The organism is Bradyrhizobium sp. th-b2 (assembly GCF_000426785.1).
GTDB lineage: Bacteria > Pseudomonadota > Alphaproteobacteria > Rhizobiales > Xanthobacteraceae > Bradyrhizobium > Bradyrhizobium septentrionale.
Window position 1 is genome coordinate 299,993 of sequence record NZ_AUGA01000002.1, and the last position, 25,822, is coordinate 325,814.

The 25,822-nt window shown below is 64.4% G+C and carries 25 protein-coding genes; 16 read left to right on the forward strand and 9 right to left on the reverse strand.

The window, feature by feature from the left end; translation table 11 throughout:
• Positions 1-14: 14 nt before the first annotated feature.
• Positions 15-1,382, reverse strand: coding sequence for an FAD-binding oxidoreductase (locus tag K359_RS0104275; protein WP_029078246.1), 1,368 nt, complete (start codon positions 1,380-1,382; stop codon positions 15-17).
• A gap of 135 nt (positions 1,383-1,517) precedes the next feature.
• On the opposite strand from K359_RS0104275, the gene K359_RS0104280 reads away from it, so the two are divergent.
• The 4 genes from K359_RS0104280 to K359_RS0104295 all read left to right on the forward strand — a co-directional run bounded on the left by K359_RS0104280 (position 1,518) and on the right by K359_RS0104295 (position 5,660).
• A complete protein-coding gene (locus K359_RS0104280; RefSeq protein ID WP_029078247.1) occupies positions 1,518-2,372 on the forward strand; it encodes a VOC family protein in 855 nt (284 codons plus the stop codon).
• 119 nt (positions 2,373-2,491) lie between these two features.
• Positions 2,492-3,814 (forward strand): sugar ABC transporter substrate-binding protein, encoded by a 1,323-nt coding sequence (locus tag K359_RS0104285; RefSeq protein WP_029078248.1) that lies wholly within the window; start codon positions 2,492-2,494, stop codon positions 3,812-3,814.
• A 158-nt stretch (positions 3,815-3,972) separates the two neighbouring features.
• Positions 3,973-4,824, forward strand: coding sequence for a carbohydrate ABC transporter permease (locus K359_RS0104290; protein ID WP_245284505.1), 852 nt, complete (start codon positions 3,973-3,975; stop codon positions 4,822-4,824).
• Positions 4,825-4,835: 11 nt separating this feature from the next.
• Complete coding sequence (locus K359_RS0104295) at positions 4,836-5,660, forward strand: carbohydrate ABC transporter permease (protein ID WP_029078250.1); 825 nt, start codon at positions 4,836-4,838, stop codon at positions 5,658-5,660.
• A gap of 166 nt (positions 5,661-5,826) precedes the next feature.
• Here K359_RS0104295 and K359_RS0104300 read toward each other — a convergent pair whose 3' ends face one another.
• Positions 5,827-6,789 (reverse strand): AraC family transcriptional regulator, encoded by a 963-nt coding sequence (locus K359_RS0104300; RefSeq protein ID WP_029078251.1) that lies wholly within the window; start codon positions 6,787-6,789, stop codon positions 5,827-5,829.
• A 216-nt stretch (positions 6,790-7,005) separates the two neighbouring features.
• Here K359_RS0104300 and K359_RS0104305 point away from each other — a divergent pair, with 216 nt between their 5' ends.
• The 4 genes from K359_RS0104305 (at position 7,006) to K359_RS0104320 (ending at position 10,034) form a co-directional block, all read left to right on the forward strand.
• Positions 7,006-7,776: an alpha/beta fold hydrolase gene (locus tag K359_RS0104305; RefSeq protein WP_029078252.1), complete on the forward strand. Its 771-nt coding sequence runs from the start codon at positions 7,006-7,008 to the stop codon at positions 7,774-7,776.
• A 191-nt stretch (positions 7,777-7,967) separates the two neighbouring features.
• Complete coding sequence (locus K359_RS0104310; protein WP_029078253.1) at positions 7,968-8,843, forward strand: alpha/beta fold hydrolase; 876 nt, start codon at positions 7,968-7,970, stop codon at positions 8,841-8,843.
• A gap of 60 nt (positions 8,844-8,903) precedes the next feature.
• The gene (locus K359_RS0104315; RefSeq protein ID WP_029078254.1) at positions 8,904-9,398 is read left to right on the forward strand and encodes a DUF302 domain-containing protein; all 495 of its coding nucleotides are present in this window, start codon (positions 8,904-8,906) and stop codon (positions 9,396-9,398) included.
• A 108-nt stretch (positions 9,399-9,506) separates the two neighbouring features.
• A complete protein-coding gene (locus K359_RS0104320; protein WP_029078255.1) occupies positions 9,507-10,034 on the forward strand; it encodes a hypothetical protein in 528 nt (175 codons plus the stop codon).
• Positions 10,035-10,143: 109 nt separating this feature from the next.
• Here K359_RS0104320 and K359_RS0104325 read toward each other — a convergent pair whose 3' ends face one another.
• Positions 10,144-10,821, reverse strand: a complete 678-nt coding sequence (locus K359_RS0104325; RefSeq protein WP_029078256.1) for a cysteine hydrolase family protein — start codon at positions 10,819-10,821, stop codon at positions 10,144-10,146.
• Between the two features lie 163 nt (positions 10,822-10,984).
• On the opposite strand from K359_RS0104325, the gene K359_RS0104330 reads away from it, so the two are divergent.
• The gene (locus K359_RS0104330; protein WP_029078257.1) at positions 10,985-11,998 is read left to right on the forward strand and encodes a formamidase; all 1,014 of its coding nucleotides are present in this window, start codon (positions 10,985-10,987) and stop codon (positions 11,996-11,998) included.
• A 243-nt stretch (positions 11,999-12,241) separates the two neighbouring features.
• Here K359_RS0104330 and K359_RS0104335 read toward each other — a convergent pair whose 3' ends face one another.
• Positions 12,242-13,312, reverse strand: a complete 1,071-nt coding sequence (locus K359_RS0104335; RefSeq protein ID WP_029078258.1) for a YeiH family protein — start codon at positions 13,310-13,312, stop codon at positions 12,242-12,244.
• An 86-nt stretch (positions 13,313-13,398) separates the two neighbouring features.
• Here K359_RS0104335 and K359_RS0104340 point away from each other — a divergent pair, with 86 nt between their 5' ends.
• Positions 13,399-14,370, forward strand: coding sequence for a LysR family transcriptional regulator (locus K359_RS0104340; RefSeq protein ID WP_029078259.1), 972 nt, complete (start codon positions 13,399-13,401; stop codon positions 14,368-14,370).
• Here K359_RS0104340 and K359_RS0104345 read toward each other — a convergent pair.
• The 3 genes from K359_RS0104345 to K359_RS0104355 form a co-directional block, all read right to left on the reverse strand.
• Complete coding sequence (locus K359_RS0104345) at positions 14,318-14,539, reverse strand: hypothetical protein (protein ID WP_029078260.1); 222 nt, start codon at positions 14,537-14,539, stop codon at positions 14,318-14,320. The genes K359_RS0104340 and K359_RS0104345 overlap by 53 nt on opposite strands.
• A gap of 149 nt (positions 14,540-14,688) precedes the next feature.
• On the reverse strand, positions 14,689-15,927 hold the full coding sequence (locus K359_RS0104350) for an ATP-binding protein (RefSeq protein ID WP_029078261.1): 1,239 nt from the start codon (positions 15,925-15,927) through the stop codon (positions 14,689-14,691).
• Positions 15,928-16,101: 174 nt separating this feature from the next.
• On the reverse strand, positions 16,102-17,373 hold the full coding sequence (locus K359_RS0104355; protein WP_035976025.1) for an allantoate amidohydrolase: 1,272 nt from the start codon (positions 17,371-17,373) through the stop codon (positions 16,102-16,104).
• A 374-nt stretch (positions 17,374-17,747) separates the two neighbouring features.
• Between K359_RS0104355 and K359_RS0104360 the strand changes: the two genes are divergently transcribed.
• The 5 genes from K359_RS0104360 to K359_RS0104380 are packed head-to-tail and all read left to right on the forward strand — an operon-like array spanning position 17,748 to position 23,126.
• Complete coding sequence (locus K359_RS0104360) at positions 17,748-18,857, forward strand: BMP family ABC transporter substrate-binding protein (protein ID WP_029078263.1); 1,110 nt, start codon at positions 17,748-17,750, stop codon at positions 18,855-18,857.
• The gene (locus tag K359_RS0104365) at positions 18,854-19,966 is read left to right on the forward strand and encodes an ABC transporter permease (RefSeq protein ID WP_029078264.1); all 1,113 of its coding nucleotides are present in this window, start codon (positions 18,854-18,856) and stop codon (positions 19,964-19,966) included. Before K359_RS0104360 ends, K359_RS0104365 begins: the two co-directional genes overlap by 4 nt.
• 1 nt (position 19,967) lies before the next feature.
• Entirely contained in the window at positions 19,968-20,894 is a 927-nt protein-coding gene (locus tag K359_RS0104370) for an ABC transporter permease (protein WP_029078265.1), read from the forward strand.
• A 19-nt stretch (positions 20,895-20,913) separates the two neighbouring features.
• On the forward strand, positions 20,914-21,597 hold the full coding sequence (locus K359_RS0104375; RefSeq protein ID WP_029078266.1) for a cysteine hydrolase family protein: 684 nt from the start codon (positions 20,914-20,916) through the stop codon (positions 21,595-21,597).
• Complete coding sequence (locus tag K359_RS0104380; protein ID WP_029078267.1) at positions 21,594-23,126, forward strand: ABC transporter ATP-binding protein; 1,533 nt, start codon at positions 21,594-21,596, stop codon at positions 23,124-23,126. Before K359_RS0104375 ends, K359_RS0104380 begins: the two co-directional genes overlap by 4 nt.
• A gap of 202 nt (positions 23,127-23,328) precedes the next feature.
• On the opposite strand, the gene puuE is transcribed toward K359_RS0104380, so the two are convergent.
• Both puuE and K359_RS0104390 read right to left on the reverse strand, forming a co-directional pair.
• Positions 23,329-24,267, reverse strand: coding sequence for an allantoinase PuuE (puuE, locus tag K359_RS0104385; protein ID WP_029078268.1), 939 nt, complete (start codon positions 24,265-24,267; stop codon positions 23,329-23,331).
• A gap of 1 nt (position 24,268) precedes the next feature.
• A complete protein-coding gene (locus tag K359_RS0104390) occupies positions 24,269-24,682 on the reverse strand; it encodes a DUF3830 family protein (RefSeq protein WP_029078269.1) in 414 nt (137 codons plus the stop codon).
• Positions 24,683-24,881: 199 nt separating this feature from the next.
• Between K359_RS0104390 and K359_RS0104395 the strand changes: the two genes are divergently transcribed.
• A complete protein-coding gene (locus tag K359_RS0104395; protein ID WP_029078270.1) occupies positions 24,882-25,616 on the forward strand; it encodes an SDR family NAD(P)-dependent oxidoreductase in 735 nt (244 codons plus the stop codon).
• Positions 25,617-25,822 lie beyond the last annotated feature (206 nt).

Genomic DNA, 25,822 nt, shown 5'->3' on the forward strand with positions numbered 1-25,822 from the left:
GCGTTGGTCCGCGTTCACCGTGAGCGGCGCGAAGCCAGGAAATACTCCGCCCAGCGCAGCAGCTCGAAGCGATCGCCCTTGACCAGCTCCTGTGCATCGCGGCGCCGGTACAGCACCAGCATCCACGGCGCGAGCTTGCGCAGGAGTCCGTGCGCCACATACTGCACCGGCTCGGTGAACGGCAGCGCTAGCTCGCTTTCCGGCACGCCCTGGACCGCCCGCGCCAATTCGCGGCCGAGTGGAATCGTCAGCGCCACCGCGCGGCCGTTGCAGCCGGTCCAGCCATAGGCGTTCGGTCCCAGCCGGTGCATACGCGGCAGGAAATCCGCCGTCATCCCGACATAGCCGTTCCAGACATAGTCGAAGGACACGTCGCCGATCTGCGGCCATATCAGCTGCAGCCGCTCGGTCACCCGCGCCTTGAGCCGCGCGGTCTTGTCGCCCGGGCCGAGCACGGCGCCGCCGGTGACGAGCCGATTGCGCGCGTCGTAGCGCGCAAAATACAGCTCGCCATGGGTGTCCGACATCGCCTGCCTGGCGGGGATGATGGTCTTGCGGACATTGTCCGACAGCGGCTGGGTCGCCATCTGCCACGACAGCACCGGCATCACCTCGGTTGCGATCTCCGGCACCAGCGATTTGGTGAACTCGCCGCTATAGGCATTGGTCGCGACCACCAGCGCGCGGCCGGAGATTTCGCCCTGCTCGGTCTTCACCACCCAGCGGTCACCACGGCGCTCGAAACTCGTCGCGGGCGAACGGGCATAGATCCGCGCACCGAGGCCGAGCACGGTGCGCGCAAGGCCACGCGCCAGCGCCAGCGGATTGACGTGACCGCCGGTCCGGTTCCAGAAGCCGCCATACCACGCATCCGAGCCGAGCATGTCCCTGGTCTGATCGCGCGACAGCAGTTCGACCGGCGCGCCGAATTTCGACCATTGCTGCACCCGCCGCTCCGCGATCTTGATGCGGCCGGGCGAATGCACCGGCTGCACCCAGCCGGCCTGCTCTTGCTCGGCCGCGATGTCGTAGCGCTTGACGACGTCGAACAGCATGGACGCACTGTCTCGCAGCATCGCGACGAAGCGCTCGCCAGCCGCGCCGTGCCTGGCAATGATGTCATCGGGATCGGGACGCGACAGCGTCGGAATTACCTGGCCGTTGTTGCGGCCGGAGGCGCCCCAGCCCGGCTCCGCAGCCTCGACGATCGCGACGTCGACATTGGCCTCGCGCAGATGCAGCGCGGTCGATAGACCAGTGAAACCGCCGCCGATGATGACGACGTCGGCCTGCTGCGCGCCGGTCAGTTCGGGACAATCAGGGCCGGATGGCGTCACTGCTGCCCAGAGCGAATTGGGCGAGCGCACGGCATTGCTGCTCATCATGATCCTTTCTTGCGGGCGCCCGATCGTTCTGGTTAGATTTATAGCGTTTTCGAGCGAAGTGGATACCGGTTCGCGTGAAGAAAACGCGTCAAAACAAAAGCCAATCCCTCATTCCAGCCGGGAAGACAACAAGTGGCACTCAAGAACGTCATCGGAATCGATCACGCCGTGGTCATGGTCAAGGACCTCGACAAGGCCGCCGAGAATTACAAGCGGCTCGGCTTCACCGTGTCGCCGCGCGGCACCCACAGCGCGCATATGGGATCGGGCAACTACACCATCATGTTTGATCCCGATTACATGGAATTGCTCGGCGTGCTGACGCCGACGGAGCACAATGCGCCGGCGCGCGCCTTCCTGGAGAAGCGCGGCGAAGGCATCGAACGCATCGCATTCACCGCGGTGGATTCCGCTGCCGGCGCCGAGGAGATCCGCGCCCGCGGTTATACGCCGGTCGGGCCGACCGATTTCGAACGCCCGGTGATGCTGCCGAACGGCACGGTCTCGGCGGCGAAATTCCGCACCTTCCAGTGGCCGACCGCGGAAGCGCCCGGCGGCGTCCGCATCTTCGCCTGCCAGCACAAGACGCGCGAGACGGTGTGGATTCCTGAATTGATGACGCACGCCAATGGGGCAAAACGCCTCAAGCAGGTGCTGATCGTCTCGCCCGATCCCGCGACCGATGCCGCGCATCTCTCCAGGATGATCGATATCGCCGTCAGGCACGATGCCGACGGTGCCGTTGCAGTGCCGTCCGGCGGCGACCGCGCCGACTTCGTGTTCCTGACCAAAGACCAACTCGGCAAGCGCTACCCCGGCGTATCGCTGGATGGCCTGTCTGAGCGCGGCGGCGCCGGCCTCGTGATCGCGGCCGACCTTGCCGCGACCGAGAAAGCGCTGGGCACGAGCGGCGTGAAGAGCGGCGCCAGCATCACCGTGCCGCCGGCTGCCGGCAATGGCACCCTGCTCGCCTTCGTCAAGGCATAGCTGCCATTACATTACATGCGCGGCGCGGCGTTATGCAGCGGCGTCGCGCATGTGGGACTAGGCAGATCGAGTTGAGACGCTAGTATCCCTCCCAAACAAGAACCGTCTGGGAGAGAAACATGTCGCATCACCTGATCTCGCGCCGGCAGATGCTGGCCGGCACCGCCGCCGCCGGCGCGGTTGGATTGACCGGATTTCCGGCCCGCGCCGAGGTCAACTGGAAGAAATATTCCGGCACCACGCTCGAGGTGATCCTCGCCAAGGGGCCGCGTGGCGACAATCTGCAAAAATACATCAGGGAATTCACCGAGCTCTCCGGCATCAAGGTCGAGTCGGAGCAGATTCCCGAGCAGCAGCAGCGCCAGAAATGCGTCATCGAGCTGTCCTCGGGCAAGCCGAGCTTCGACGTGGTTCACCTGAGCTATCACGTGCAGAAGCGGCAGTTCGAGAAGGGCGGCTGGCTCGCCGATATGAGCGGCTATCTCAAGGACCCGAGCCTGACGCCGCCGGACCTGATCGAGAGCGATTTCTCCGCGGCCGGCCTGCAATATGCGCGCAACGACAAGGGCCAGATGTTCTCGCTGCCGTGGTCGGTCGACTATTTCATCCTCTACTGCAACAAGGAGTTGTTCCAGAAGAAGGGCGTCGAGGTCCCGAAGACGCTGGAGGAGATGGCGGTCGCCGCCGAAAAGCTGACCGATCCGAAGGAAGGCATCTACGGCTTCGTCGGCCGCGGCCTGCGCAATGCCAACATGGCGATGTGGACCAACTTCTACCTGAACTTTGGCGGCGAATTCCTCGATGCCAAGGGCAACATCCTGACCGACGGCCCCGAGGCGATCGAGGCCACAAAACTCTATCAGCGGCTGCTGACCAAATGCGCGCCGCCCGGCGTCGCCGGCTTCAACTGGATGGAGTCGATGGCCTCGTTCACGCAGGGACGCTCGGCGATGTGGATCGATGCCGACGGCTGGGCGCCGCCACTGGAAGATCCCGCCGCCTCGCGCATCGTCGGCAAGGTCGGCTACACGCTGGTGCCCGCCGGACCCAAGGGCAAGTTCTCCTCGACCTATGGCGACGGCATCGGCATCGCCGCGGCGAGCAAGAACAAGGAAGCGGCCTATCTGCTCTGCCAATGGGTGGTCTCGCGGGGACAGGGCGCCCGCCTGCTGCAAGCCGGCGGCGGCGTGCCGTTCCGCAACTCCATCGTCGACGATGCCGAGGTCGCCAAGGGCGTGAAGACCAAGGAATGGCTGCAATCGGTGATCGACTCCGCCAAGATCTCGAAGCTCGGCCTGCCCGTCATCATCCCGGTCGCCGAATTCCGCGACATCGTCGGTGCGGCGCTGACCGCGACGCTGTCAGGCGCCGATCCCGCCACCGAGCTGAAGAAGGCGCACGAGCAATTCCGGCCGATCCTGGAGCGCAGTGAAAAAGCGTGAGCGTGGTGACACAGGCTGAGCCGGCGGCAAAAGCGTTTTCAAGCGAAGTGGGTACCGGTTCGCGTGAAGAAAACGCGTCAAAGCAAGAGTCCAGAGCCGATGGCTCTGGAGACGCCGCGCCGGCGCGTGAATGGCGTCCGCCGTCCTACTGGCCGTTCGTGATTCCAGCGCTCGTCGTGGTGCTGGCGGTGATCATCTTTCCGTGGGTGTTCACGATCTGGATGAGCATGCAGGAATGGAAGGTCGGCTCGCCGACCACCTTCGTCGGGCTTGCCAATTATTTGCGGCTGCCGACCGATCCGCGCTTCGTCGAGGCGGTCGGGCACACGCTGTCCTACACGGCGCTGTCGGTGCTGCTGCCGTTGGTGTTCGGCACGCTGGCGGCGGTGGTGTTTCACCAGAAGTTCGCCGCGCGCGGCTTCTGGCGCGGCATCTTCATCATGCCGATGATGGCCACTCCCGTGGCGATCGCGCTGGTGTGGACCATGATGTTCCACCCGCAGCTTGGCGTGCTGAACTATCTGCTGTCGCTGGTCGGCCTGCCGCCGCAGCTCTGGGTGTTCAACCCGGCGACCGTGATCCCGTCGCTGGTGCTGGTGGAGACCTGGCAATGGACGCCGCTGGTGATGCTGATCGTGCTCGGCGGCCTCGCCGCGATCCCGACCGAACCCTATGAGAGCACGCAGATCGACGGCGCCAATTTCTGGCAGGTGTTCCGCTTCATCACGCTGCCTTTGATCATGCCGTTCCTGTTCATCGCCGGCATGATCCGCATGATCGACGCGGTGAAGAGTTTCGACATCATCTTCGCGATCACCCAGGGCGGGCCGGGCTCGGCGTCGGAAACCATCAACGTCTATCTCTACAGCGTCGCCTTCGTCTATTACGACCTCGGCTACGGCTCGGCGATCGCGGTGGTGTTCTTCCTTCTGATCGTCGCGCTCGCAGCGCTGCTGCTTTACTTACGCAAGCGCATGCTGTGGACGTCAGAGCTCGGAGACGGCGCATGAACCCGCGTCAGATGGCTTTGCGTCAGATTCTGGGCCGGATCGGGCTGTGGCTGTCGGTGTTCGTCATCGTCTCGCCGGCGATCCTGTTCTTCCTCTGGATGGCGTCGCTGTCGCTGAAGTTCGAGATCGACAACGCCTCCTATCCGCCGGTGTTCATCCCGGAGCATTTCGCGTGGAAGAACTACGCCGACGTGTTCGCCTCCAACCGCTTCCTGACCTATTTCACCAACAGCCTTGTTGTCACCGGTTGCGCCACCGGCCTCGCGATGCTGGTCGGCGTGCCCGCCGGCTACGGCATTGCCCGGATGGCCGCGCATAAATCGGCGATCGTGATTCTGATCGCGCGCATCACGCCGGGCCTGTCGTACCTGATCCCGCTGTTCCTGCTGTTCCAGTGGCTCGGCCTGCTCGGCACGCTGGTGCCGCAGATCATCATCCATCTCGTGGTCACGGTGCCGATCGTGATCTGGATCATGATCGGCTATTTCGAGACCACGCCGCTGGAGCTGGAGGAAGCCGCATTGATCGACGGCGCCACCCGCTGGCAGGTGTTCCGCCATGTCGCGCTGCCGATCGCCAGGCCCGGGCTCGCGGTCGCCTTCATCCTCGCGGTGATCTTCTCCTGGAACAATTTCGTGTTCGGCATCGTGCTGGCCGGGCGCGAGACCCGCACGCTGCCGGTCGCAGTCTACAACATGATCTCGTTCGACCAGCTGAGCTGGGGCCCGCTCGCCGCCGCCGCGCTGATCGTGACGGCACCGGTGTTGCTGCTCACCGTGATGGCGCAGCGGCAGATCGTCGCCGGGCTCACCGCCGGCGCGGTGAAAGGCGGTTAGAGCGATATGAACTTATGGGGCCGTCGCAGGGCGCGCTGCCAAAATATCGAAAACAACCCCATGCAAAGTAGCCGGCGGCGTCCGGCGTTCGACCAGGCAACTTGACACGTCGGGCAACTCAGGCACATTCTTCTAATATTCCGAAATGCGGACATCTGGGCCAAGGTCATTCGGCAACTTCTGCTTCCTGAACGTCCCCTTGCCTTCCTCCGCCGTCAGATCGTCGAGCCGCTCGGTACCGGCCAGGCGATAGGCCGTGATGCCGGTGGAACAGCTTCGAAAACGCTGCCGCTGTCTCGTAACCGACCCGGCTCGCAATTCGTGCGATCGGCTCGTCGCTGGTTTCGAGCAGGAACGCTGCTTCCGCCATCCGGCGTTCGATCACATAGCGGTGCATGGACTGGCCGACGAGCCTGGTAAAGCGCGCGGAAAATACCGAGCGGCCGAGCCCCACGCGGTGGCCAAGGTCGCTCAGGGTCCAGGGGCGCTCCGGGTTTTCGTGAATCAGCTTGAGCGCCGGTCCGATATGCGGATCAGATATGGCCCCGAGCCAGCCGCCTTGTCCGGGGCTGAGAGACGCGATCCAGTTTCGGAGCACCTCGACAAAGAGCACTTCCGTCAGTCGTGAAAGCGCGACGCGTTGGCCAGGACGCTCGAGCGCGGACTCGCTGACCATGCGGCGCAAGATTGCTTCAAGCCAACCACCGTCCGCCGTCGGCTTCAGCAGGAGCACGGGCGGAAGTAGCTCCAGCACGCTACCAAACAGTGGCCGTGACACCGTGAAATTTCCGCAAATCATGGTCGAGAGCGGCTTTGCACGGCCGCCGTGACGAACGACGCCAAGACGCGGCGACGATCGATCGATATCCATAATCCGCAACGGCTCGGCCCGGCGATCCGAATAAAAGACGTGGGGCTCTCCGCGTGTGATGACGACAAAATCGCCCTCGGTCATCTGGATTTCCTCTCCCTGTTCGAGCGCGAAGGTCGCCGAGCCCTGGCTGAGATAGTGAAACAGGGCGTAGGGGCGCGCCGGCAACTCAAGATGCCAGGGATGGCCGAGCTCGAAGTGAAAGAGCAGCGTCCCGCTGAGACGAACGCGATCGAGCACTTGGGCGAGGATATCCATGTCGCCGAGATTAGACCGGTGGACGATAGGACACAACATCCGGACGATTGATCTCTATCGTCCGAAAGGCCGGCGGAATAGGTCACGTCGCGGCGGGCCGACATCACGTACGGCAACCATTTAGCCAACGGCAGATGGAAGAACCGCGACCTTGCTGGGAAACGCCTGTCCAGTCCCCCGGACAGTGTTCGTCCGACATGCCAACAGGAACAATCAATGCGAAATATCCTCCTCTCAGCCGCCACCGCACTCCTGGCCGGATCGACCTTGGTCGGCTCCGCCCATTCCGCCGAACTGCCCAAGGGAGCAGCCCACAACATCGTGCTCGTGCACGGCGCTTTCGTGGACCAGACGAGCTGGCAGCCCGTTGCCGATATTCTCACGAAGAAGGGCTACAGCGTCACGCTCGTGGAAAATCCGCTCACCTCGCTCGCCGCTGATGTCGATGCCACCAAACAGGCGCTTGCGAAGCAGGATGGCAAGACCGTTCTCGTCGGCCATTCATGGGGCGGCGTGGTGATCACGGAAGCCGGCAACGATCCCAAGGTCTCGGCGCTGGTCTATGTTTCCGCCTTCGCGCCGGAGGTGGGCGAATCCCTGGCGTCGCTGGCAAAGGCCGGCCCGCCGACCGAAGGCGGCAATGCGATCCATCCCGACGCGAAGGGCAATTTGTACATCGATCCCAAAGTGTTTCCGTCAGCCGTCGCGGCCGACCTTCCTCCGGAAATCGCTGAGCACCTGGCCAACTCGCAGCTTCCGTTGAATCACGTTGCGTTCGAAGCCCCCGTCGACATTGCGGCCTGGCACGACAAGCCGACGTTCTATGTCATCAGCACGAAGGACAAAGTCCTCGCGCCCGAGGCCCAGAAGTCGTTCGCAGCCAGGATGAAGGCTCAGACCACGGAAGTCGCCGGCAGCCATGCCTCGCTCGTCGTCCATGCGAAGCAAGTTGCCGAGGTCATCGAAAAGGCCGCGCTCTCGAAGTGACGGTACCGCTCCCGGCGCTTTCGCGCCGGGAGTGCGCACGCTCGCTCAGAGAATTCAGTACTCATCGGACCGCGACGGCGAAAACCAGCCAAGGCCGCGGAAGCGCCAGCGCCTCCCGAAGGAAGGCCTCGGTCGCTGCGTCGCGCCGGTCCCCCACTCGAATATTTTATGCCAAGCATCCGGAGGATGACATGACTCAACCCGACATCGCGAGCCAGGACGCCGCCACGCTCGAAACGGCGCCGACCCGCTACATCGAAGGCCACGGAATCCGCTTCGCCTATCGCCGCCTCGGCTCCGCTACCGGAACGCCGCTTGTTCTCCTGCAGCACTTCTCGGGCAACATCGATGCATGGGATCCCGCCGTCGTCAACGCTCTCGCCACCGATCGCCCTGTAATCGCATTCGACAACGCCGGGGTCGGTCGCTCGACCGGCCAAACGCCCGACAATATCGCAGCGATGGCAAGAGATGCAGTCGCCTTCATCAATCTGCTCGGTCTTTCTGAGGTCGACCTGCTGGGCTTTTCCCTCGGCGGCTGCATCGCCCAGCAGATCGCCGCCGAGCACGGACGGCTCGTCCGCAAGCTCATCCTCGTCGGTACCGCGCCGAAAGGCGGAGAGGAACACCTGCTGGCGGTTCTGCGGGAAGCGTTTTCGCAAACCGATGCGCCGGATCCCCGTCTGCCGCTGTTCTTCACAAATTCATCCGCCAGCCGGTCGTCCGGCTTGGCCTTCCTGAAGCGGACGAAGGTGCGCAAGGACGATCGGGACACCGATAACGGCAGCGCGGTAACCGATCCGCAGGCCAAGGCGCTGATCACATGGTGCGCCACACCTGACCCCGGGCACGCCATTCTGCGCGCCATCCACCAACCCGCCCTTGTGGTCAGCGGCAGCCACGACACGATGCTGCCCGCGAACAACGCCTACGCAATGTTCAAGGAGCTCAGCAACGCTCAGCTGGTCCTCTATCCCGATTCAGGGCACGGCGCCCTGTTTCAGCACCACGAGATGTTCGTCAGCCACGTCCGGACCTTCGTGGATGCGCAGTCCGCGGCTGTATGACACCCGGCGCGTTCCGACGCGATCAGGCACTTTATCCATGAGAGTTGTTACGGAGGACAAATGACAATCGTCAAAGTCGAGGTGGAGCGTTTCAGCCTCACGAGCTCAAAACCATTCGACGCTGTTGTGGCTGCGCTCAAGTCTGCGGTCGGGCACCCCAACATGGTCGAATTTTTCAAGGAGACGAGGGCGACAAAATCCTTCCCGGATTTGGAGCGCGTTGTACAAAGCGGCCTCGGCCGAACAGACCTTATGCTCTTCGCAGAATTTGACCTGGGCGACATTCTACGTCGCGAAACCGGATCCAAGACGCCCAGGATCATACGGCTTGTGATCGGCAATCCACTCATCATGAAAGAAATGGTCAAGCACGTGCCCGATGCTGGATCCTACGCTCCAGTCACTGTGCTCATCGATGAGCGTCCCGATGGCGTGCACGTCTCTTATGACAAAATGGAGAGTTATCTGCTGCATTATGGCAGCGCCGAAGCCCTTGCCGTCGCCCGAAATCTCGATACGAAAATCGCAACCTTGCTAAGCGAATGTGCGAGCTAAAACGTCCTGATGACGCCTTCGGCCGATGGAAGTGGTAACTCATACCAATCGCGGAACGCGGCGGGTGTTGTCATGACGCGAGCCAGACATTCGAAGGGAAATTCCTGCATGTACAAGACACTTCTTGTCACTCTCGCTGCCTCGGCTCTTGCCACCGGGAATGTCGCGTCTGCTCCCGCCGTCAGGAAAGAGCCGCTGGATGCTGCTACTCTCAGCGCGATAAAATCGAAGTTCGGCAGGCTGATGGAATTGGCCAACAACCACGATTTCAAGGCTCTGCATGGGATGTTCTGGCAATCGCCCTCGACCCTGTTGGTGGCCAAGAGCGCGATCCAGTCCGAAGGGAACTGGGCCGGCTTTTGGGGCACCGAGGCGGTTGATCAAAAGCTGCATGATATCGGTAGCTCCGGTCCGGTCGTGCTCGAGCCGGATTATTCGAAGCTCAAGGTTGTCGGCCTGACGCGCGACGTCGCCGAGTCCTACGTGCCGATGAACATCACGGTCTCTTATGCGGGGCAGGATGGAACAGCCAGGCCGTTTCTAATGATCATCAATTGGCTTCGCGTCGGGAAGGACTGGAAGGTCGCTTCCGAAATCATTCTGCCGGTGCCGCCCGTACCCGCCGCGAAGGGCTAGGTACGGGCCTCAACTGTTCGGCACGACGCCTCGCATTCTTCGGCACTGAACGCAACGACCCGGGACCGTCTTCACACATTAATGAGTCCGCATCCCATCTCATCTTGCTCTAGGCAGCGAGCGCCTTCAACACGGCGGCAGAATCGGCGACCCAGCCGAAAATGCCGCCCTGGGCCTTGATCATCTTCAGGCCCATCTCGTGGAATTCCGGGAAGTAGGACGCGCAGCCGTCGGAGATCACGACGCAGCGGTAGCCGCGGTCGTTGGCCTCGCGCACCGTTGTGTTGACGCAGACTTCGGTGGTGACGCCGCACACCAGCAGATTCTCGACGCCGTATTTCTGCAGGATGTCGCCGAATTCGGTGGCGTAGAACGCGCCCTTGCCGGGCTTGTCGATCACGATCTCGCTGTCGAGCGGATAGAGCTCGGGGATGATGTCGTGGCCGGCTTCGCCGCGGATCAGAATTCGTCCCATCGGCCCGGGATCGCCGATCCGCAGTGACGGCGCGCCGCGCTCGAGCTTTGCCGGCGGCGCGTCCGAGAGGTCAGGCAGATGGCCCTCCCGCGTGTGGACCACGAGCAGCCCTGCGTCGCGCACCGCCGCGAGCACCGCGGCGATCGGCCTCACCGCGCGGGCAAGCTGGCTGACGTCGTTGCCGAGCGTCTCGCCGAAGCCGCCGGGCTCCATGAAATCGCGCTGCATATCGATGATGACGAGCGCGGTCTTGCTCCAGTCGAGCGCGATCGGCTCCGGCTCCGCCGCGATTGTCCCGCTTGAATCCGCCATGACGCATGCCTCGAATGCGAAAAGACCCGCGCCTGATTAAGCAAACCGCATGCCATCATGCAACAATGATGCTGGCATGATCGTTGCTAGCCGAGAGCCGGATCGAACGACGTTGATCGTTCGCGAAAAGACCCAAGCGTCTCAAACAAGCGGGAGGACAGGCATGAATGGACTTGGCGGTCTCAACAAATCACCCAACGGCGTGGTGATCGGACTGGTGCAGCTGCAACTGCCCGTGGTCGCGACCAAGGCCGATCTGGCGCGACAGACCGAACGCATCGTCTGGATGGTCGGCAAGGCGCGGCGCAATCTCGGCACCATGGATCTTGTGGTGTTCCCCGAATATTCGCTGCACGGCCTGTCGATGGACACCAATCCGGAGATCATGTGCCGGCTCGACGGGCCTGAAGTCGCGGCGTTCAAGAAGGCCTGCATCGACCACAAGATCTGGGGCTGCTTCTCCATCATGGAGTTCAACCCGCGCGGCAATCCCTACAATTCAGGGCTGATCATCGACGACCACGGCGAGATCAAGCTCTATTATCGCAAACTCCATCCCTGGATTCCGGTCGAGCCGTGGGAGCCGGGCGATATCGGCATTCCCGTGATCGACGGACCGAACGGCGCGAAGATCGCACTGATCATCTGTCACGACGGCATGTTCCCGGAAATGGCGCGCGAATGCGCCTACAAGGGCGCGGAGATCATGATCCGCACCGCAGGCTACACCGCGCCGATCCGCAACAGCTGGCGCTTCACCAACCAGGCCAACGCGTTCCAGAACCTGATGGTGACAGCCAATGTCTGCATGTGCGGCTCGGATGGATCGTTCGATTCGATGGGCGAAGGCATGATCGTCAATTTCGACGGCAGCATCATCGCGCACGGCACCACGGGACGTGCCGACGAGATCATCACCGCCGAGGTGCGGCCCGACCTCGTGCGCGAGGCGCGGATCAACTGGGGCGTCGAGAACAACATCTATCAGCTCTGGCACCGCGGCTATGTCGCGGTGAAGGGCGGCGCGATGGATTGCCCCTACACCTTCATGCAGGACATGGTGTCCGGCCGCTTCCGCCTGCCCTGGGAAGATCAGGTCAAGATCACCGACGGCACGTCCTGCGGCTTTGCTGCGCCGACACGGGTGTTCGGCAAGACCGCGAAGGCCGCCGAGTAGCCGGCTAGAGCGGTATGAGTTTTGGTTGACTCGGCTTGCCGCGCTTTCGGTTCACCTCTCCCCGTCGGGGAGAGGTCGGATTGCTCTCGGCGATGCGATGCATCGTCCGGTGCAATCCGGGTGAGGGCTCTTGCTCTTTCGATAGACCGTAACCCCTCACCCGATTTGCTGCGCAAATCGACCTCTCCCAAGGGAGAGGTGAACTTTCGACACCCTTCCAGCTCAACCTGATCTCATCATGCTCTACTTGAAGAAATGCACGAGGCCGATGCTGAGGCCCAGCAGTAGCAGCAGCGACAGCGTGACCGCTGCTGTCACCCGGCCGCCGACGGTCGAGAGCACGCGCACATCGACGCCGAGCCCAAGGGCTGCCATCGAGACGACGGTGAGGATCGCCGCCGTCTTGGTGACCGGCACAATCGCGATGTCAGGCACGAGCTGGAACGAGCGCAGCGCGGCCAGCACCAGAAAGCCGATGATGAACCAGGGCACCAGCTTGAACGGGCTGATCGACGTCGCCTTTGTGTCGCCGGCCTTGGCGGTACCGGCCTTGCGCCGCCGCGCCACGAACAGTGAGAGACCGACCACGATCGGGCCCAGCATCAACACCCGCACCAACTTCACCAGCGTGCCGATCTGGGTCGAGACGATGCCGGCCGGCACGGTCGCCGCCAGCACCTGCGGCACGGCATAGACCGTGAGCCCGGCGAGGATGCCGTATTGCGTCGCGGTCAGCTTCAACAGCGGGATCAGCAGCGGCAAGCCGAGCACCATCAGCACGCCCAGAATGGCGGTGAACGAGATCGACGAGGCGATGTCGTCGCCATCGGCCCCGATCACGGGCGCCACCGCTGCGATCGCGGAGTTGCCGCAGATCGAATTGCCGCAGGCGATCAGGATCGCAAGTTTGGTCTTGAGCCCGAGCAGGCGGCTCAGCCCATAGCTCACCGCCAGCATGATCACGACGGTCACGGCGATGGCGCCGATCAGGACATAACCCGAGGCCACGATCGCGGCGAAGCTGATCGACGCGCCGAGCAACATCACCGCGACCTCGAGCAGCTGCTTGGCGCTGAAGGCAATGCCCGAGCGCCAGCGCTCCGATGGCGCCCAGGCGGTGCGCACCGCCATGCCGAGCAGGATCGCGACCACCAGCGCCTCGATATAGGGATGGTCGAAAACGCGCTCCTCGGCGGCCTGGATGCCGAGCGAGATGACCGTGACCACCCCGCAGAGCAGAATGCCCGGAATGAGCCGGAAAATGCGCTTCAGCGCCCCCTGCTTCTGCCCCTGGTCTCGTTCTTGTTCCGGCACGGAATCCTCTTTTCGGAGAAGATTTTATGCGCCAGAGGACGCCGCTTGGCTAATATATTTTCGGACTGCCCCGATAGAGAGAAGTTATGTCCCTCAACCTGCATCTGCTCCGCCTGTTCGCGGCCGTGGCGAAAACGGGGAGTTTCTCCCGCGCCGCCGAGCTCCTGCACATCAGCCAGCCGGCGATCTCCAAGGGCGTGCGGGATTTTGAGCTGCAGGTCGGCTGCCGTCTGCTCGACCGCACGCCGAAGGGGGTGCGACCGACCCGGGAGGGCGCGGCGCTGGCGCGGCATGCCGAAACGCTGTTCGCGGCCGAGCGTGCCGCCGAGGACGAGTTGCAGGCGCTGCGCAACCTCGACAGCGGCTCGCTGCGCATCGGCGCCAGCACGACGATCGCGACCTATATGATCCCGGAATATCTCGGCGTCTTCCACCGCGCCTTTCCCGGCATCGACCTGCATGTGGTGAGCGCCAACACCTTCGATATCGCCGCGCTGATGCTGGGGCATGAGATCGAGATCGCCCTGGTCGAGGGGCCGGTGGAGGACGAGAACCTGACCAGCGCAGCCTGGCGCACCGATGTGATGGCGCTGATCGCGGCACCCGATCACCGCTTCGCGGCGGCTCAAGCGCCAATCGACATTCGCTCGCTGAACGATGAGATCCTGATCGTGCGCGAGCCGGGCTCAGGCACCCGCGAGGTGGTCGCGCAGGCGCTCGCCGCCCACCGCGTCGAGCCGCAGCGGACGCTCGAGATCGGCAGCACCGAGGCGATCAAGCAGGCGGTGGCATCAGGCGTCGGCGTCGCCATCGTGTCTGTTGCGACGATCGACGATCAGGTCAGGCTTGGGAAATTGCGGGTAATCCCGATCAAGGGCGTCCACATCGAGCGCACGCTCTGGCAGCTGAAATCGCCCGGCCGGCTGGACGTGCCGGCGGCGGTCGCGTTCGAGGGGATCATTCGGGAGACGCAAGCGGCGAAGACGGCGCCGCGGATGCCGGCGGCTAGAGCGCGGCGAACAGACCCTGCGCCCAGGCAACGGCACGCTCGAAGCTGAACACGCCGGGCTCGAAATAGACGGCGCGGGCCAGCACGATGCCGGCCACCAGCACCCAGAACACGCTGGTGCCTGCGGTCTTCAGCCATTTCGACACGCCCTCGCTCGCGATCGAAGGATCGACCGCGGGGACCGGCTCGCCGAAGGGATCGAATGCGGATTGGCTCATGTCGTGACCACCAGGGAATGTCAGGAGAATGTCGCGACGATGGGGCCGGAAGCAAGGGTAGTGGAATGCCTTTTGCGGCGGTTACTTGGAAGGACCTTTTCCGGTCCGGAGGCCGGGGAGTATTTCCTTCTCGACGCCCCCTTTGGGCGTCAACTGTCGGTCCCGCGCTGCGGCGCCACGCGTGGCAGCGTGATCCGGACGCTCGTCCCCCTGCCCGGGGAACTGTCGAGATGGAGCTCTCCGCCCAGCCGGTTGGTGACGATATTGTGGACGATGTGGAGGCCGAGCCCGATCCGGCCGATGTCGCGGCGCGTGGTGAAGAATGGATCGAAGGCTTGCCGCAGCACGTCGCGGTCCATCCCGCAGCCATCGTCGGCGAACAGGATTTTCACGTGGTCTGTGCCTGACGCACGCAGCCGGATCGCAATGGTGCCGCCTTTGCCATCCGGAAAGGCGTGCGCGACCGAATTGACGAACAGATTGGTCAGCACCTGGCCGTAAGGGCCGGGATAGCTGTTCATCGCAAGACCGGGCGGGCAATCGACCTCGAGCGCCAGATTGTTCTTCGGCAAGGCCGGCCGCAGGTTCGAAAGCACCTGCTCGGTCGCCTTGCCGAGATCGAACCGGCTGCGGTCGAAATAGCTTCGATCGACGGCCACCTGCTTGAATGATTGCACAAGATCCGCGGCGCGCTTGAGATTGCCGACCAGCAGCGACGATGCGCTTTCGACAACCTCGATGAAATCGCTCAGGCTGGAGCGCTTCAGCTTGCCGCGCGCCGCTTCGGCGGCGAAGTCGGCGCATTTCTGCTCAAGGACCGAGGCGACCGTGAGGCTGGTGCCGACCGGACTGTTGATCTCGTGCGCGACGCCCGCCACCAGCCGTCCCAGCGCCGCAAGCTTTTCCGCCTCGATCAGGGACGCCTGGGTCTCCTGCAGATGGTGCAAGGCCTTCTCGGCCGCGTCGCGGGCGGCACGGATCTCGCGTTCGCTGCGCTTGCGATCCGTGATCTCTTCGGCCGCGACATTGACACCGACGATGCTGCCGTTCGGTTCACGCTGCGGATGCCAATGCGTGATCCAGCATCGCTCGTCATTGTGGCCCGGACGCTGGCCGTAAACCTCCACTCCGGTCACGGGCTCTCCGGTCTCCATGATCGACCGGACGATACCCTCGACCGCCGTGGCCAGCGCGGGCACGCAATCATGCACCGTACGTCCGAGATGACCTTCGACCGAAATGCCGCAGATCTCGGTGAGCCGCTGGTTGATCTGAAGGTAACGGCAATCGGGAGAAAGGTAGGCAAGACCGATCGGCGCAGTGTCATAGATCAGCTGCAGCGCCGGTTGTTTTGGGAACTGAACGTCCTGGACGACGGACGACCTCATGTCCTTTCCCCCGTTGACGCAAGTCTAGCGCTTCACGGCGAGCCCGCAAAGAGCCTCAACCAGGCCGGGAGCGGCGGTCAGACCTGTCCAAATTCGGCACGAGCCGGACCATGGCGAAATCAAGGCAGGGTACCGCGCATGCCGATGCGGCACTGACCGCCAAGCGCGCCAGCTTCAGCTGTTCGCCGCGTCGCGCGGCCGGAAATTCTCGATGACACGCAGCAGCACCCGCGCGGCGGTGTCGGCATCGGCGAGTTCGACGTGTTCGGCCGGATTGTGGCTGATGCCGCCGCGGCAGCGCACGAAGATCATGCCGATATCGGCGACATCGACCATTGCCATCCCGTCATGCCCTGCCCCGCTCGGCAGCTCGAACACGGCATGGCCCTCGGCCGCGACGGCCTCGGCGATCTGGGTTTTCAGCCACGGCGCGCAGGGCACGCTGCGGTTCTCATGGGTGACATCGATCTGCAGTGCGAGCTCGCGGCGTCTTGCGATCGCCTCGATCTGCCGCACGATGTCGGCAACCGCGCGCTTGCGATGCATGTCGCTCTGCGAGCGGATGTCCATCGTAAAGGACACCTTGCCTGATATCACGTTGGTGGCGCCGGGCATGGCGTCGATATAGCCGACGGTGCCGACCAGGCCGGCTTCGTCGCTCCTGCAGAATTCCTCGATCGCGACGATGCATTCGGCGGCGCCCGCCAGCGCGTCACGCCGCAGCGGCATCGGCACAGTGCCGGCATGGCCGGCGACGCCGGTGAGATTGGCGGCGAGCCGGGTCGCGCCTGAAATCGCGGTGACGACGCCGACCGGCAGCGCCTTCTCTTCCAGCACGGGGCCCTGTTCGATGTGCAGCTCGACATAGCCGAACAGCTCGCGGCGGGCGCGCGCCGCCTTGCCGATATGATCGGGATCGAGCCCGAAGGCGATCAGCGCGTCGCGCATCGACGTTCCGGCCCGATCGCGCGTGTTGAGCACGCTCTCATCGAACGTACCGGCCACCGCGCGGCTGCCGAGCAGGGTCGAGGCGAAGCGCACGCCCTCCTCGTCGGCAAAACCCACGATCTCGATCGCGAATGGCAGCCGCCTGCCGCGCCGGTTCAGATCGGCGACGCAAGCGATCGCGGTGATGACGCCGAGCGGGCCGTCCCATCTGCCGGCGTCGCGCACGGTGTCGTAATGCGAGCCGAGCATCAGGGCCGGCAGGTGCGGCCGCTCGCCCTCGTAGCGCCCACAGACATTGCCGATGGCGTCGAGATGCGCACTCATGCCGGCCTCGCGCATCCAGGACAGGATGAGATCGGCCGCCTTGCGATGCTCGTCGGTGAGGAAGACGCGCGCCAGTTGCTCCGGCGTCTCGGAGATTGTCGCGAGTTGATCGATCCGCGCCACGATCGCGTCGCCAAGGCAGGACGGATTCGAGGACGGTTTCTTCTCGCTCATACTGTTTCCCATCAGTCCAACCCGACGCCGCAGCCCGCTTCACTCGTAGCAGGCCCGGTCCGATTCACCAGCCGGCAAATCGGGTGCCCGGAGCCGATCCCGACCGGGGGCGCAGCGGCCGCCCGGCGGTTGGCGGGTGCTTAACGGCATTGCATACAACGGCGATTGATCGCTCATAAAATAGGCAGATCAACCTCGATCGACATCCGATGCCGCTCACGTTGATCCTTATTTCCATTCATATCCAATTACTTACCGAATCTTGATTGCCAAACATGCTCTGGCACGAAGCTTGCGACACTCCGTCTGAGCGCCGCCGTCACGACGGTTGCGACAAGGACAGGCGGGCCGGACCCCGCCGGAGGGAGCACGCGATGGATTTTGGCAGGATTTCAAGACGGAATTTATTGCAGGGAAGCGCCGCGCTGGCGCTCGGCGGCACGGTCGGCATTCGCGGCGCGGCTGCAGCGGAAACCACGATCGGCTTCATCTATGTCGGGTCGCGCGACGACTACGGCTACAACCAGGCCCACGCCCAGGGCGCGGCGGCGGTGAAGAAGCTGCCCGGCATCAAGGTGGTCGAGGAAGAGAAGGTGCCGGAGACCGATGCGGTCGAGAAGACCATCGAGTCCATGATCAACCTCGACGGCGCGACGCTGCTGTTTCCGACCTCGTTCGGCTACTACAACCCGCACGTGCTCAAGATGGCGGCCAAGTTTCCGAAACTACGTTTCGAGCATTGCGGCGGCCTGTGGTCGGACAAGGACCCGAAGAGCGCCGGCAGCTATTTCGGCTACATCGACGAAGCCCAATACATCTCCGGCATCGTCGCCGGCTATTCGACCAAGAGCAGCAAGCTCGGCTTCGTCGCGGCCAAGCCGATCCCGCAGGTGCTGCGCAACATCAACGCGTTCACGCTCGGCGCCCGGCTCGCCAATCCGAAGGCGACCACGCAGGTGATCTTCACCGGCGACTGGTCGATGCCGGTCAAGGAAGCCGAGGCGACCAACAGCCTGATCGACCAGGGCGTCGACGTGCTGACCTGCCATGTCGACGGACCGAAGACGATGGTCGAGAACGCCGCGCGCCGCGGCGCCATGGTCTGCGGCTATCACGTCAACCAGTCGCCGCTGGCGCCGAAGGCCTATCTGACCGGCGCCGAGTGGAATTGGGAGGCGCTCTATCCGAAATTCGTCAAGATGATCACGGCGGGCGAAGCGATCCCGAACTTCTATCGCGGCGGCCTGAAGGAAGAGATCGTCAAGGTCTCGCCCTATGGCGAGATGGTCTCGGCGGAAGCGCGCAAGCATGCCGACGACGTCAAGGCCAAGTTCATGGCCGGCGAGTTCACCATCTTCAAAGGCCCGATCGCCGACAACAAGGGCAAGACGGTGATCGCTGGTGGCACCGACCGCGGCCAGCAGGATCCCGAACTCGAGAAGATGGATTATCTGGTCGAGGGCGTGATCGGAGCCACCGCGTGACGACGGAGGCGGCGGAATCGGTGGAGGCGGCCGGCGGCGTTGCTCCGGCCGCCGATCCCGGATTTCTCCAGCGCTACGGCGCGAGCATCGAGTACATCCTGATCCCGGGCGCGGCGCTGATCGGCGCGCTCGCGGTATTCGGCGGCTTTGTCGCGCTCTACGGCAAGAACCCGCTCGACCTCTATTTCTACATGTATTACGGCGCGTTCGGCACCTGGTTCTCGTGGCAGAACACGCTGACCCGCGCCGCGCCCTTGATCCTGACCGCGCTGTGCACGGCGCTGCCGGCGCAGCTCGGCATGGTGATCATCGGTGGCGAAGGCGCGCTCCTGATCGGCGCGCTGTCGGCGACCGCAGCCGCCCTGGCTGTGCAAGGCGCGGCGCCGATCGTGGTACAGATCGCGATGGTGATCGCGGGCATGATCGGCGGCGGGCTGTGGATCACGCTGTCCGGCGGACTACGGCAATATCGCGGGGTCAACGAGACGATTTCGAGCCTGCTGCTGGTCTATATCGCGCTGGCGATCCTCAACCATCTGGTCGAGGGGCCGATGCGCGATCCGGCGAGCCTCAACAAACCATCGACGCGCGAGATCGGCGCCGCCAACATGATCGGCAGCATTCCCGGCACCGACGTGCATTGGGGCCTGGTGTTCGGGCTGATCGCCGCCGTCGCCGCCTACATCTTGATCTATCACACCACCTTCGGCTTCGCCGCGCGCGTCGCCGGCGGCAACATCCGCGCCGCCAAGATCGTGGGGCTTTCCGTCGGCAAGCTGATCCTGACCATCTGCTTCCTTGCCGGCAGCTGCGCCGGGCTTGCCGGCATGATCGAGGTCGCGGCCGTGCAGGGCCGCACCAACGCCAACCTCGCCGCCGGCTACGGCTTCACCGGCATCCTCGTCGCGTTCCTGGCGCGGCAGAATCCGCTGGCGATCATTCCGGTGGCGATCCTGCTCGGCGGCATCTCGGCCTCCGGCGGCCTGTTGCAGCGGCGGCTCGGCCTGCCCGACGCCTCGGTGCTGGTGCTGCAGGGCATCATCTTCGTGTTCGTGCTGGCGAGCGATGCGCTCTACGGGCGGATCGGCTTCCTGAAGGGAAAATCCTGACATGGCGGATGCTTCGCTCGGGCTCTGGACCGTTCCGCTCGCCGTGTTCGGCGGCGCCATCCGTGTCTCGACGCCGTTCCTGTTCGTCAGCCTCGGCGAATGCATCACCGAGCGATCTGGCCGCATCAATCTCGGTCTCGAGGGCACGCTGGTGATGGGCGCGATGAGTGCCTACGGCATCTCCTATCTCTCCGGCTCGCCATGGCTCGGCGTGCTCGCCGCCGGGATCACCGGCGCCCTGTTCGGCGCGCTGCATGCCGGCATCTGCTCGTTGCCGCGGGTCAACGACATCGCGGTCGGCATCGCGCTGATGCTGCTCGGCACCGGGCTTGCCTTCTTCCTCGGCAAGCCGCTGATCGAGCCCACTGCCCCAAGATTGCCGGCGATCGATTTCGGCTGGTGGAGCGACATCCCGCAACTGCGCGCGGCGCTGCGCATCAACGTGCTGTTCCTGATCGGCGTTGCGATCGCGCCGCTGCTCTATTGGGCGTTCAAGACCACGCGCTGGGGCCTGTTGATCCGCACCGCCGGCGAAAGCGCGGACGCGGCGCGTGCGATGGGCCATTCGGTGCTGTTGATCCGGCTGCGCGCCACCATGGTCGGCGGCTTCCTCGCCGGCATCGGCGGCTCGTTTCTGTCGCTGTTCTATCCAGGCAGCTGGAACGAAGGGCTCTCATCGGGCCAGGGTATCACCGCGGTGGCGCTGGTGATCTTCGCGCGCTGGGACCCGATGCTCTGCCTGTGGGCCTCGCTCGCCTTTGGCGGTGCCGCCGCGCTCGGGCCGGCGCTGCAATCGGTCGGCATCACCTCCGGCTATCATTTGTTCAACGCCGCGCCCTACATCCTGACCCTGGCGATCATGATCATCACCTGCTCGCCGAAGCGCACGCTGACCGGCGCGCCGGCCGAATTGTCCATCACCCGATAGCATCTCGCGAGATCATTCCATGCCCGAGCGCTTCATCAAATCTGAGCCCTACGCCTGGCCCTACAATGGCGACCTGCGGCCTGAGAACACCGCGCTGATCATCATCGACATGCAGACCGATTTCTGCGGTGTCGGCGGCTATGTCGACAAGATGGGCTACGACCTTTCGCTGACCCGGGCGCCGATCGAGCCGATCAAGAAGCTGCTCGCCGTGATGCGGGCGCAGGGCTTTCACATCATCCACACCCGCGAAGGCCACCGGCCCGATCTGGCCGACCTGCCCGCCAACAAGCGCTGGCGCTCACGCCAGATCGGCGCCGGCATCGGCGATCCCGGCCCCTGCGGCCGCATCCTGGTGCGCGGCGAGCCCGGCTGGGACATCATCCCCGATCTTGCGCCGTTGCCGGGCGAGCCGATCATCGACAAGCCCGGCAAGGGCTCGTTCTGCGCCACCGACCTCGAGCTGATGCTGCGGCTGCGCGGCATCGAGAACATCGTGCTGACCGGCATCACCACCGACGTCTGCGTCCACACCACGATGCGCGAGGCCAATGACCGCGGCTTCGAATGCGTGCTGGTCGAGGATTGCTGCGGCGCGACCGACCGGAGCAACCACGACCACGCGCTGAAGATGATCAAGATGCAGGGCGGCGTGTTCGGCGCGGTGGCGAAATCCACCGACCTGATCGGGGCGCTGTCGTGATCATCGGCGAGCCGCCGCTACCATCAGGCGCATTCGGCGTCGACGCCATCGCCATGACGATGCGGTTCGGCGATTTCACAGCGCTCGACAATGTCGAGCTCAAGGTGCGTCCCGGCTCGTTCCATGCGCTGCTCGGCGAGAACGGCGCCGGGAAGAGCACGCTCGTGAAATGCATCATGGGCTATTACCACGCCACCGAAGGCGAGATCATCGTCGGTGACCGCCAACAGACCATCGCCAATCCGAAGGATGCCCACGCACTCGGGCTCGGCATGGTCTACCAACACTTTACGCTGGTGCCGGCCATGACAGTTGCGGAAAACCTGGTGCTGGCGCGCGACGACGTTCCGGCCGTCGTGGACTGGCGCAAGGAGAAGAAAGAGCTCGAGGCCTTCCTAGCGCGGATGCCGTTCAAGGTGCCGCTCGACGCGAGAGTCTCCGACATCTCCGCCGGCGAACGGCAGAAATGCGAGATCCTCAAGCAGCTCTATCTGAAGCGCCGATTCCTGATCCTGGACGAGCCGACCTCGGTGCTGACGCCGGGCGAAGCCGACGAGGTGCTCGGCATGCTGCGCGCGATGGTGGTCGCGGGCGAACTGACCATCCTGATGATCACGCACAAGTTCCGCGAGGTGATGGCGTTTGCCGACGACGTCACGATCCTGCGCCGCGGCAAGCTCGCCGGCACCGGCCGGGTTGCCGACCTGACGCCCGACGAGATGGCGCGCACCATGATCGGCGCCGAGCAGTTGACGGTGCAGCCGCCGCGCACCGGCGAGACCGGCGCGCCGCGGCTCGAGCTCGACAAGCTCACCGCGCGCGACGATGCCGGCGCGATCGCCGTGCGCGGCGTGTCGCTGACCGTGAAGAGCGGCGAGATCGTCGGCATCGCCGGCGTCTCCGGCAACGGCCAGCGCCAGCTGGTCGAGGTGCTGGCCGGCCAGCGCGAAGCCGAGAGCGGCGTGATCCGTGTCCAGGGCGAGAGTTACGCGGCGAGCCGCGAGGAGATGCGCCGCCACAAGATGTCGCTATTGCCGGAGGAGCCGCTGAAGAACGCCTGCGTGGGCGGCATGAGCGTCGCCGACAACATCGCGTTCCGTGAATTCGACCGCGTCCCGTTCGCACGCGGCGGCTGGTGGCTGAACCGCGCAGCATTCCGCCAGGATGCCGAGCGCAAGATCAACCGCTACAAGATCAAGACCCGCACGCCTGATACGCCGATCGCGGCGCTGTCGGGCGGCAACGTGCAGCGCGCAGTGCTGGCGCGCGAACTCTCGGGCGATGTCGAGGTGCTGATCGCCGCCAATCCGTGCTTCGGGCTCGACTTCGCGGCGGTGGCGCAGATCCACGCCGAGATCATGGCCGCCCGCAACCGCGGCGCGGCGGTGCTGCTGGTCAGCGAAGATCTCGACGAGCTGCTGGAATTGTCGGACCGGCTGGTCGTGATGTTCCACGGCGCCTTCGTCCACGACGTCAGCGCCAGCGAGGCTGACCTGACCGAGATCGGCCGCCACATGGCGGGGCATTAGGAGCTGAAGCAGCCGCAACGGCACCGCGCTCCCTCGCCCCGTTCTTACGGGGAGAGGGTTGGGGTGAGGGGCTGCTGCTGCATATTCACTAACAGGGGGCCTCGCGGTGGATCCCCCTCACCCGGATCGCATTTCATGCGATCCGACCTCTCCCCGCACGCGGGGCGAGGTGAAGGAGAGCCCCCAAACGCTCCATCGCAAATCAGCCGATCTCGAACGCGTCCGCGGCGAGATGCTTCAGATTGGCGTGCCAGTGCTCGGCGATCGCAAGCCGGGTCGGCACCCAGACCCGCTCGTGCTTCTGGATGTAATCGAGGAAGCGCATCAGCGCGGCGGCGCGGCCGGGACGGCCGACGACCCGGCAATGCAGGCCGACCGACATCATCTTCGGTCGCGTCGCGCCCTCGGCATAGAGCACGTCAAAACTGTCTTTCAGGTAGGTGTAGAACTCGTCGCCGCCGCCAAAGCCCTGCGCGTTGATGAAGCGCATGTCGTTGGCATCGAGCGTGTAGGGGATCACGAGATGCGGCTCGGTCCCCGGCGCCTTGATCCAGTACGGCAGATCGTCGGCATAGGAATCGCAGAGATAGCGCAGGCCGCCGGTCTCCATCAAAAGCCGCAGCGTGTTGATCGAGGAGCGGCCGGTGTACCAGCCGAGCGGCCGCGCGCCGGTCGCCTCGGTATGCACGGCCATGGCGCGCGCGATCTCCGCGCGCTCCTCATCCTCCGACATGTCCTTGTGCTCGACCCAGCGCAGGCTGTGGCTCGCGATATCCCAGCCCGCCTCCTGCATCGCCGCAACCACGTCCGGATTGCGCTTCAGCGCCATCGCGACGCCGAACACCGTGGCCGGCAGCTTGCGCTCGGTGAACATCCGCCACAGCCGCCAGAAGCCAGCGCGCGAGCCATACTCGAACATGGTCTCGATATTGGCGTGACGCTGGCCGACCCAGGGCTGCGCGCCCAAGACGTCGGACAGGAATGCTTCCGAGGCGCGATCCCCATGCAGGATGTTGTTCTCGCCGCCTTCCTCGAAATTGACCACGAACTGCACGGCGACGCGCGCAGCGTCGGGCCATTTCGGATCGGGCGGATTGCGGCCGTAGCCGCGGAGATCGCGCGGGTAGCGGGCCTCGGTCACATCAGATTTCCTCGATGCGGATCTGCTGCGCGCCCTTCCACAACACGGTCTTGCCGAAGGTGGTGAGGTTTTCCAGCCCCGAGGTCAGCGTGATGAAATGATTGCCGGCGAGCTGGCCCATCTTGCTGGCGAAGTGCACGCCACCATAGGCGAGCAGGATCTCGGTCTCGCTGATGCCGCCGGGATAGAGGATGATCTGGCCCGGCGCCGGATAGCTGGTGTGGTTCTCGTAGGAGACGCCGAAATCGAGATCGCCGAGCGGCATCCAGACGCCCTCGCCGCTCCAGCGCACATGGATTGCCTGGCTCTCGAACGGCATCGCCTTGCGGAAGGCGGCGACCGTCTTCGGCGCCAGCTGCTCCTCGAAACGGGCGTCAAAGGTGAACTCGCCGGCGCGGACAATCAGTTTGCTCATCGATCTCTCGTGGGTGGGCTGGAAGGAGTGACGCCCCAACCATTGCCGCCGCCCCGCGCCGGACGCAAGGCCGATTCCGGCCGGGAACGCCGGTTTTACGCCGCATGCGGCCCGCGGCAACGCAGATTTGAGCAGGGTTGCGTTGCACCTCGCCTCCCAGTTTGCGAACCTGCCGCAGCACGTCAAACAGGGTGAGGCGATGACAACAAACAGTCTGCATGGACATGTGGCGCTGGTGACCGGCGGCTCGCGCGGCATCGGCGCTGCGATCGTAAAGCAGCTGGCGGACGCCGGCGCCGCCGTCGCGATCAATTATCGCGAACGCTCGGCTGAGGCGGAGACGCTGGCGAAGGGCATCATTGCCGCCGGCGGCCGGGCCGTCGCGATCGCCGCCGACGTCTCGGAAGCTGGCGCTGTCACCCGCCTGGTCGAGCGCGCCAAATCCGAGCTCGGCCCGGTCGACATCCTCGTCAACAATGCCGGCATCGCCATCGTCCGGGGCGTCGACGACCTCACCGAAGAGGATTTCGACCGCACCATCACGGTCAATCTCAAATCGGCGTTTTTCTGCACGCAGGCGGTGCTGCCGATGATGCGGACGCGGAAATGGGGCCGCATCGTCAACATCTCCTCCGGTGCTGCGCGCGGCGCAGGCTCCATCGGACCGCATTACAACGCGTCAAAGGCGGCGATGGAGGGCCTGACCCGCGGCTATGCCGCGCGCCTCGTCAAGGAAGGCATCACCGTCAACGCCGTCGCGCCCTCGCTGATCGAGACCGACATGATGAAGGGACAGAGCGGCCTCGTCAGCCGGATCCCGATCGGCCGCTTCGGCACCGCCGAGGAGGTCGCGCAGGCCGTGATGCTGCTGGTCAACAATCCCTACATGACCGGACAGACCATTGCGATGAGCGGCGGCATGGCGTTCAACTAGGGCTGGCAATGTCTTGACCGCATCGCGTGTTTGCCCTACCGCTTGTGGCATGAACCGCTCGATCCTCATCAGCAATTTCTGGTGGCTCGCCGACTGACAGGCGGGCCGAAACGCGTTCATGCATTTTCGGGGCCGCCGCATGGGGCGGCCTTTTTCATCTCATCCAGCCCGCATGCGGTGTCCCCATTCAACCGAATGGAGATACC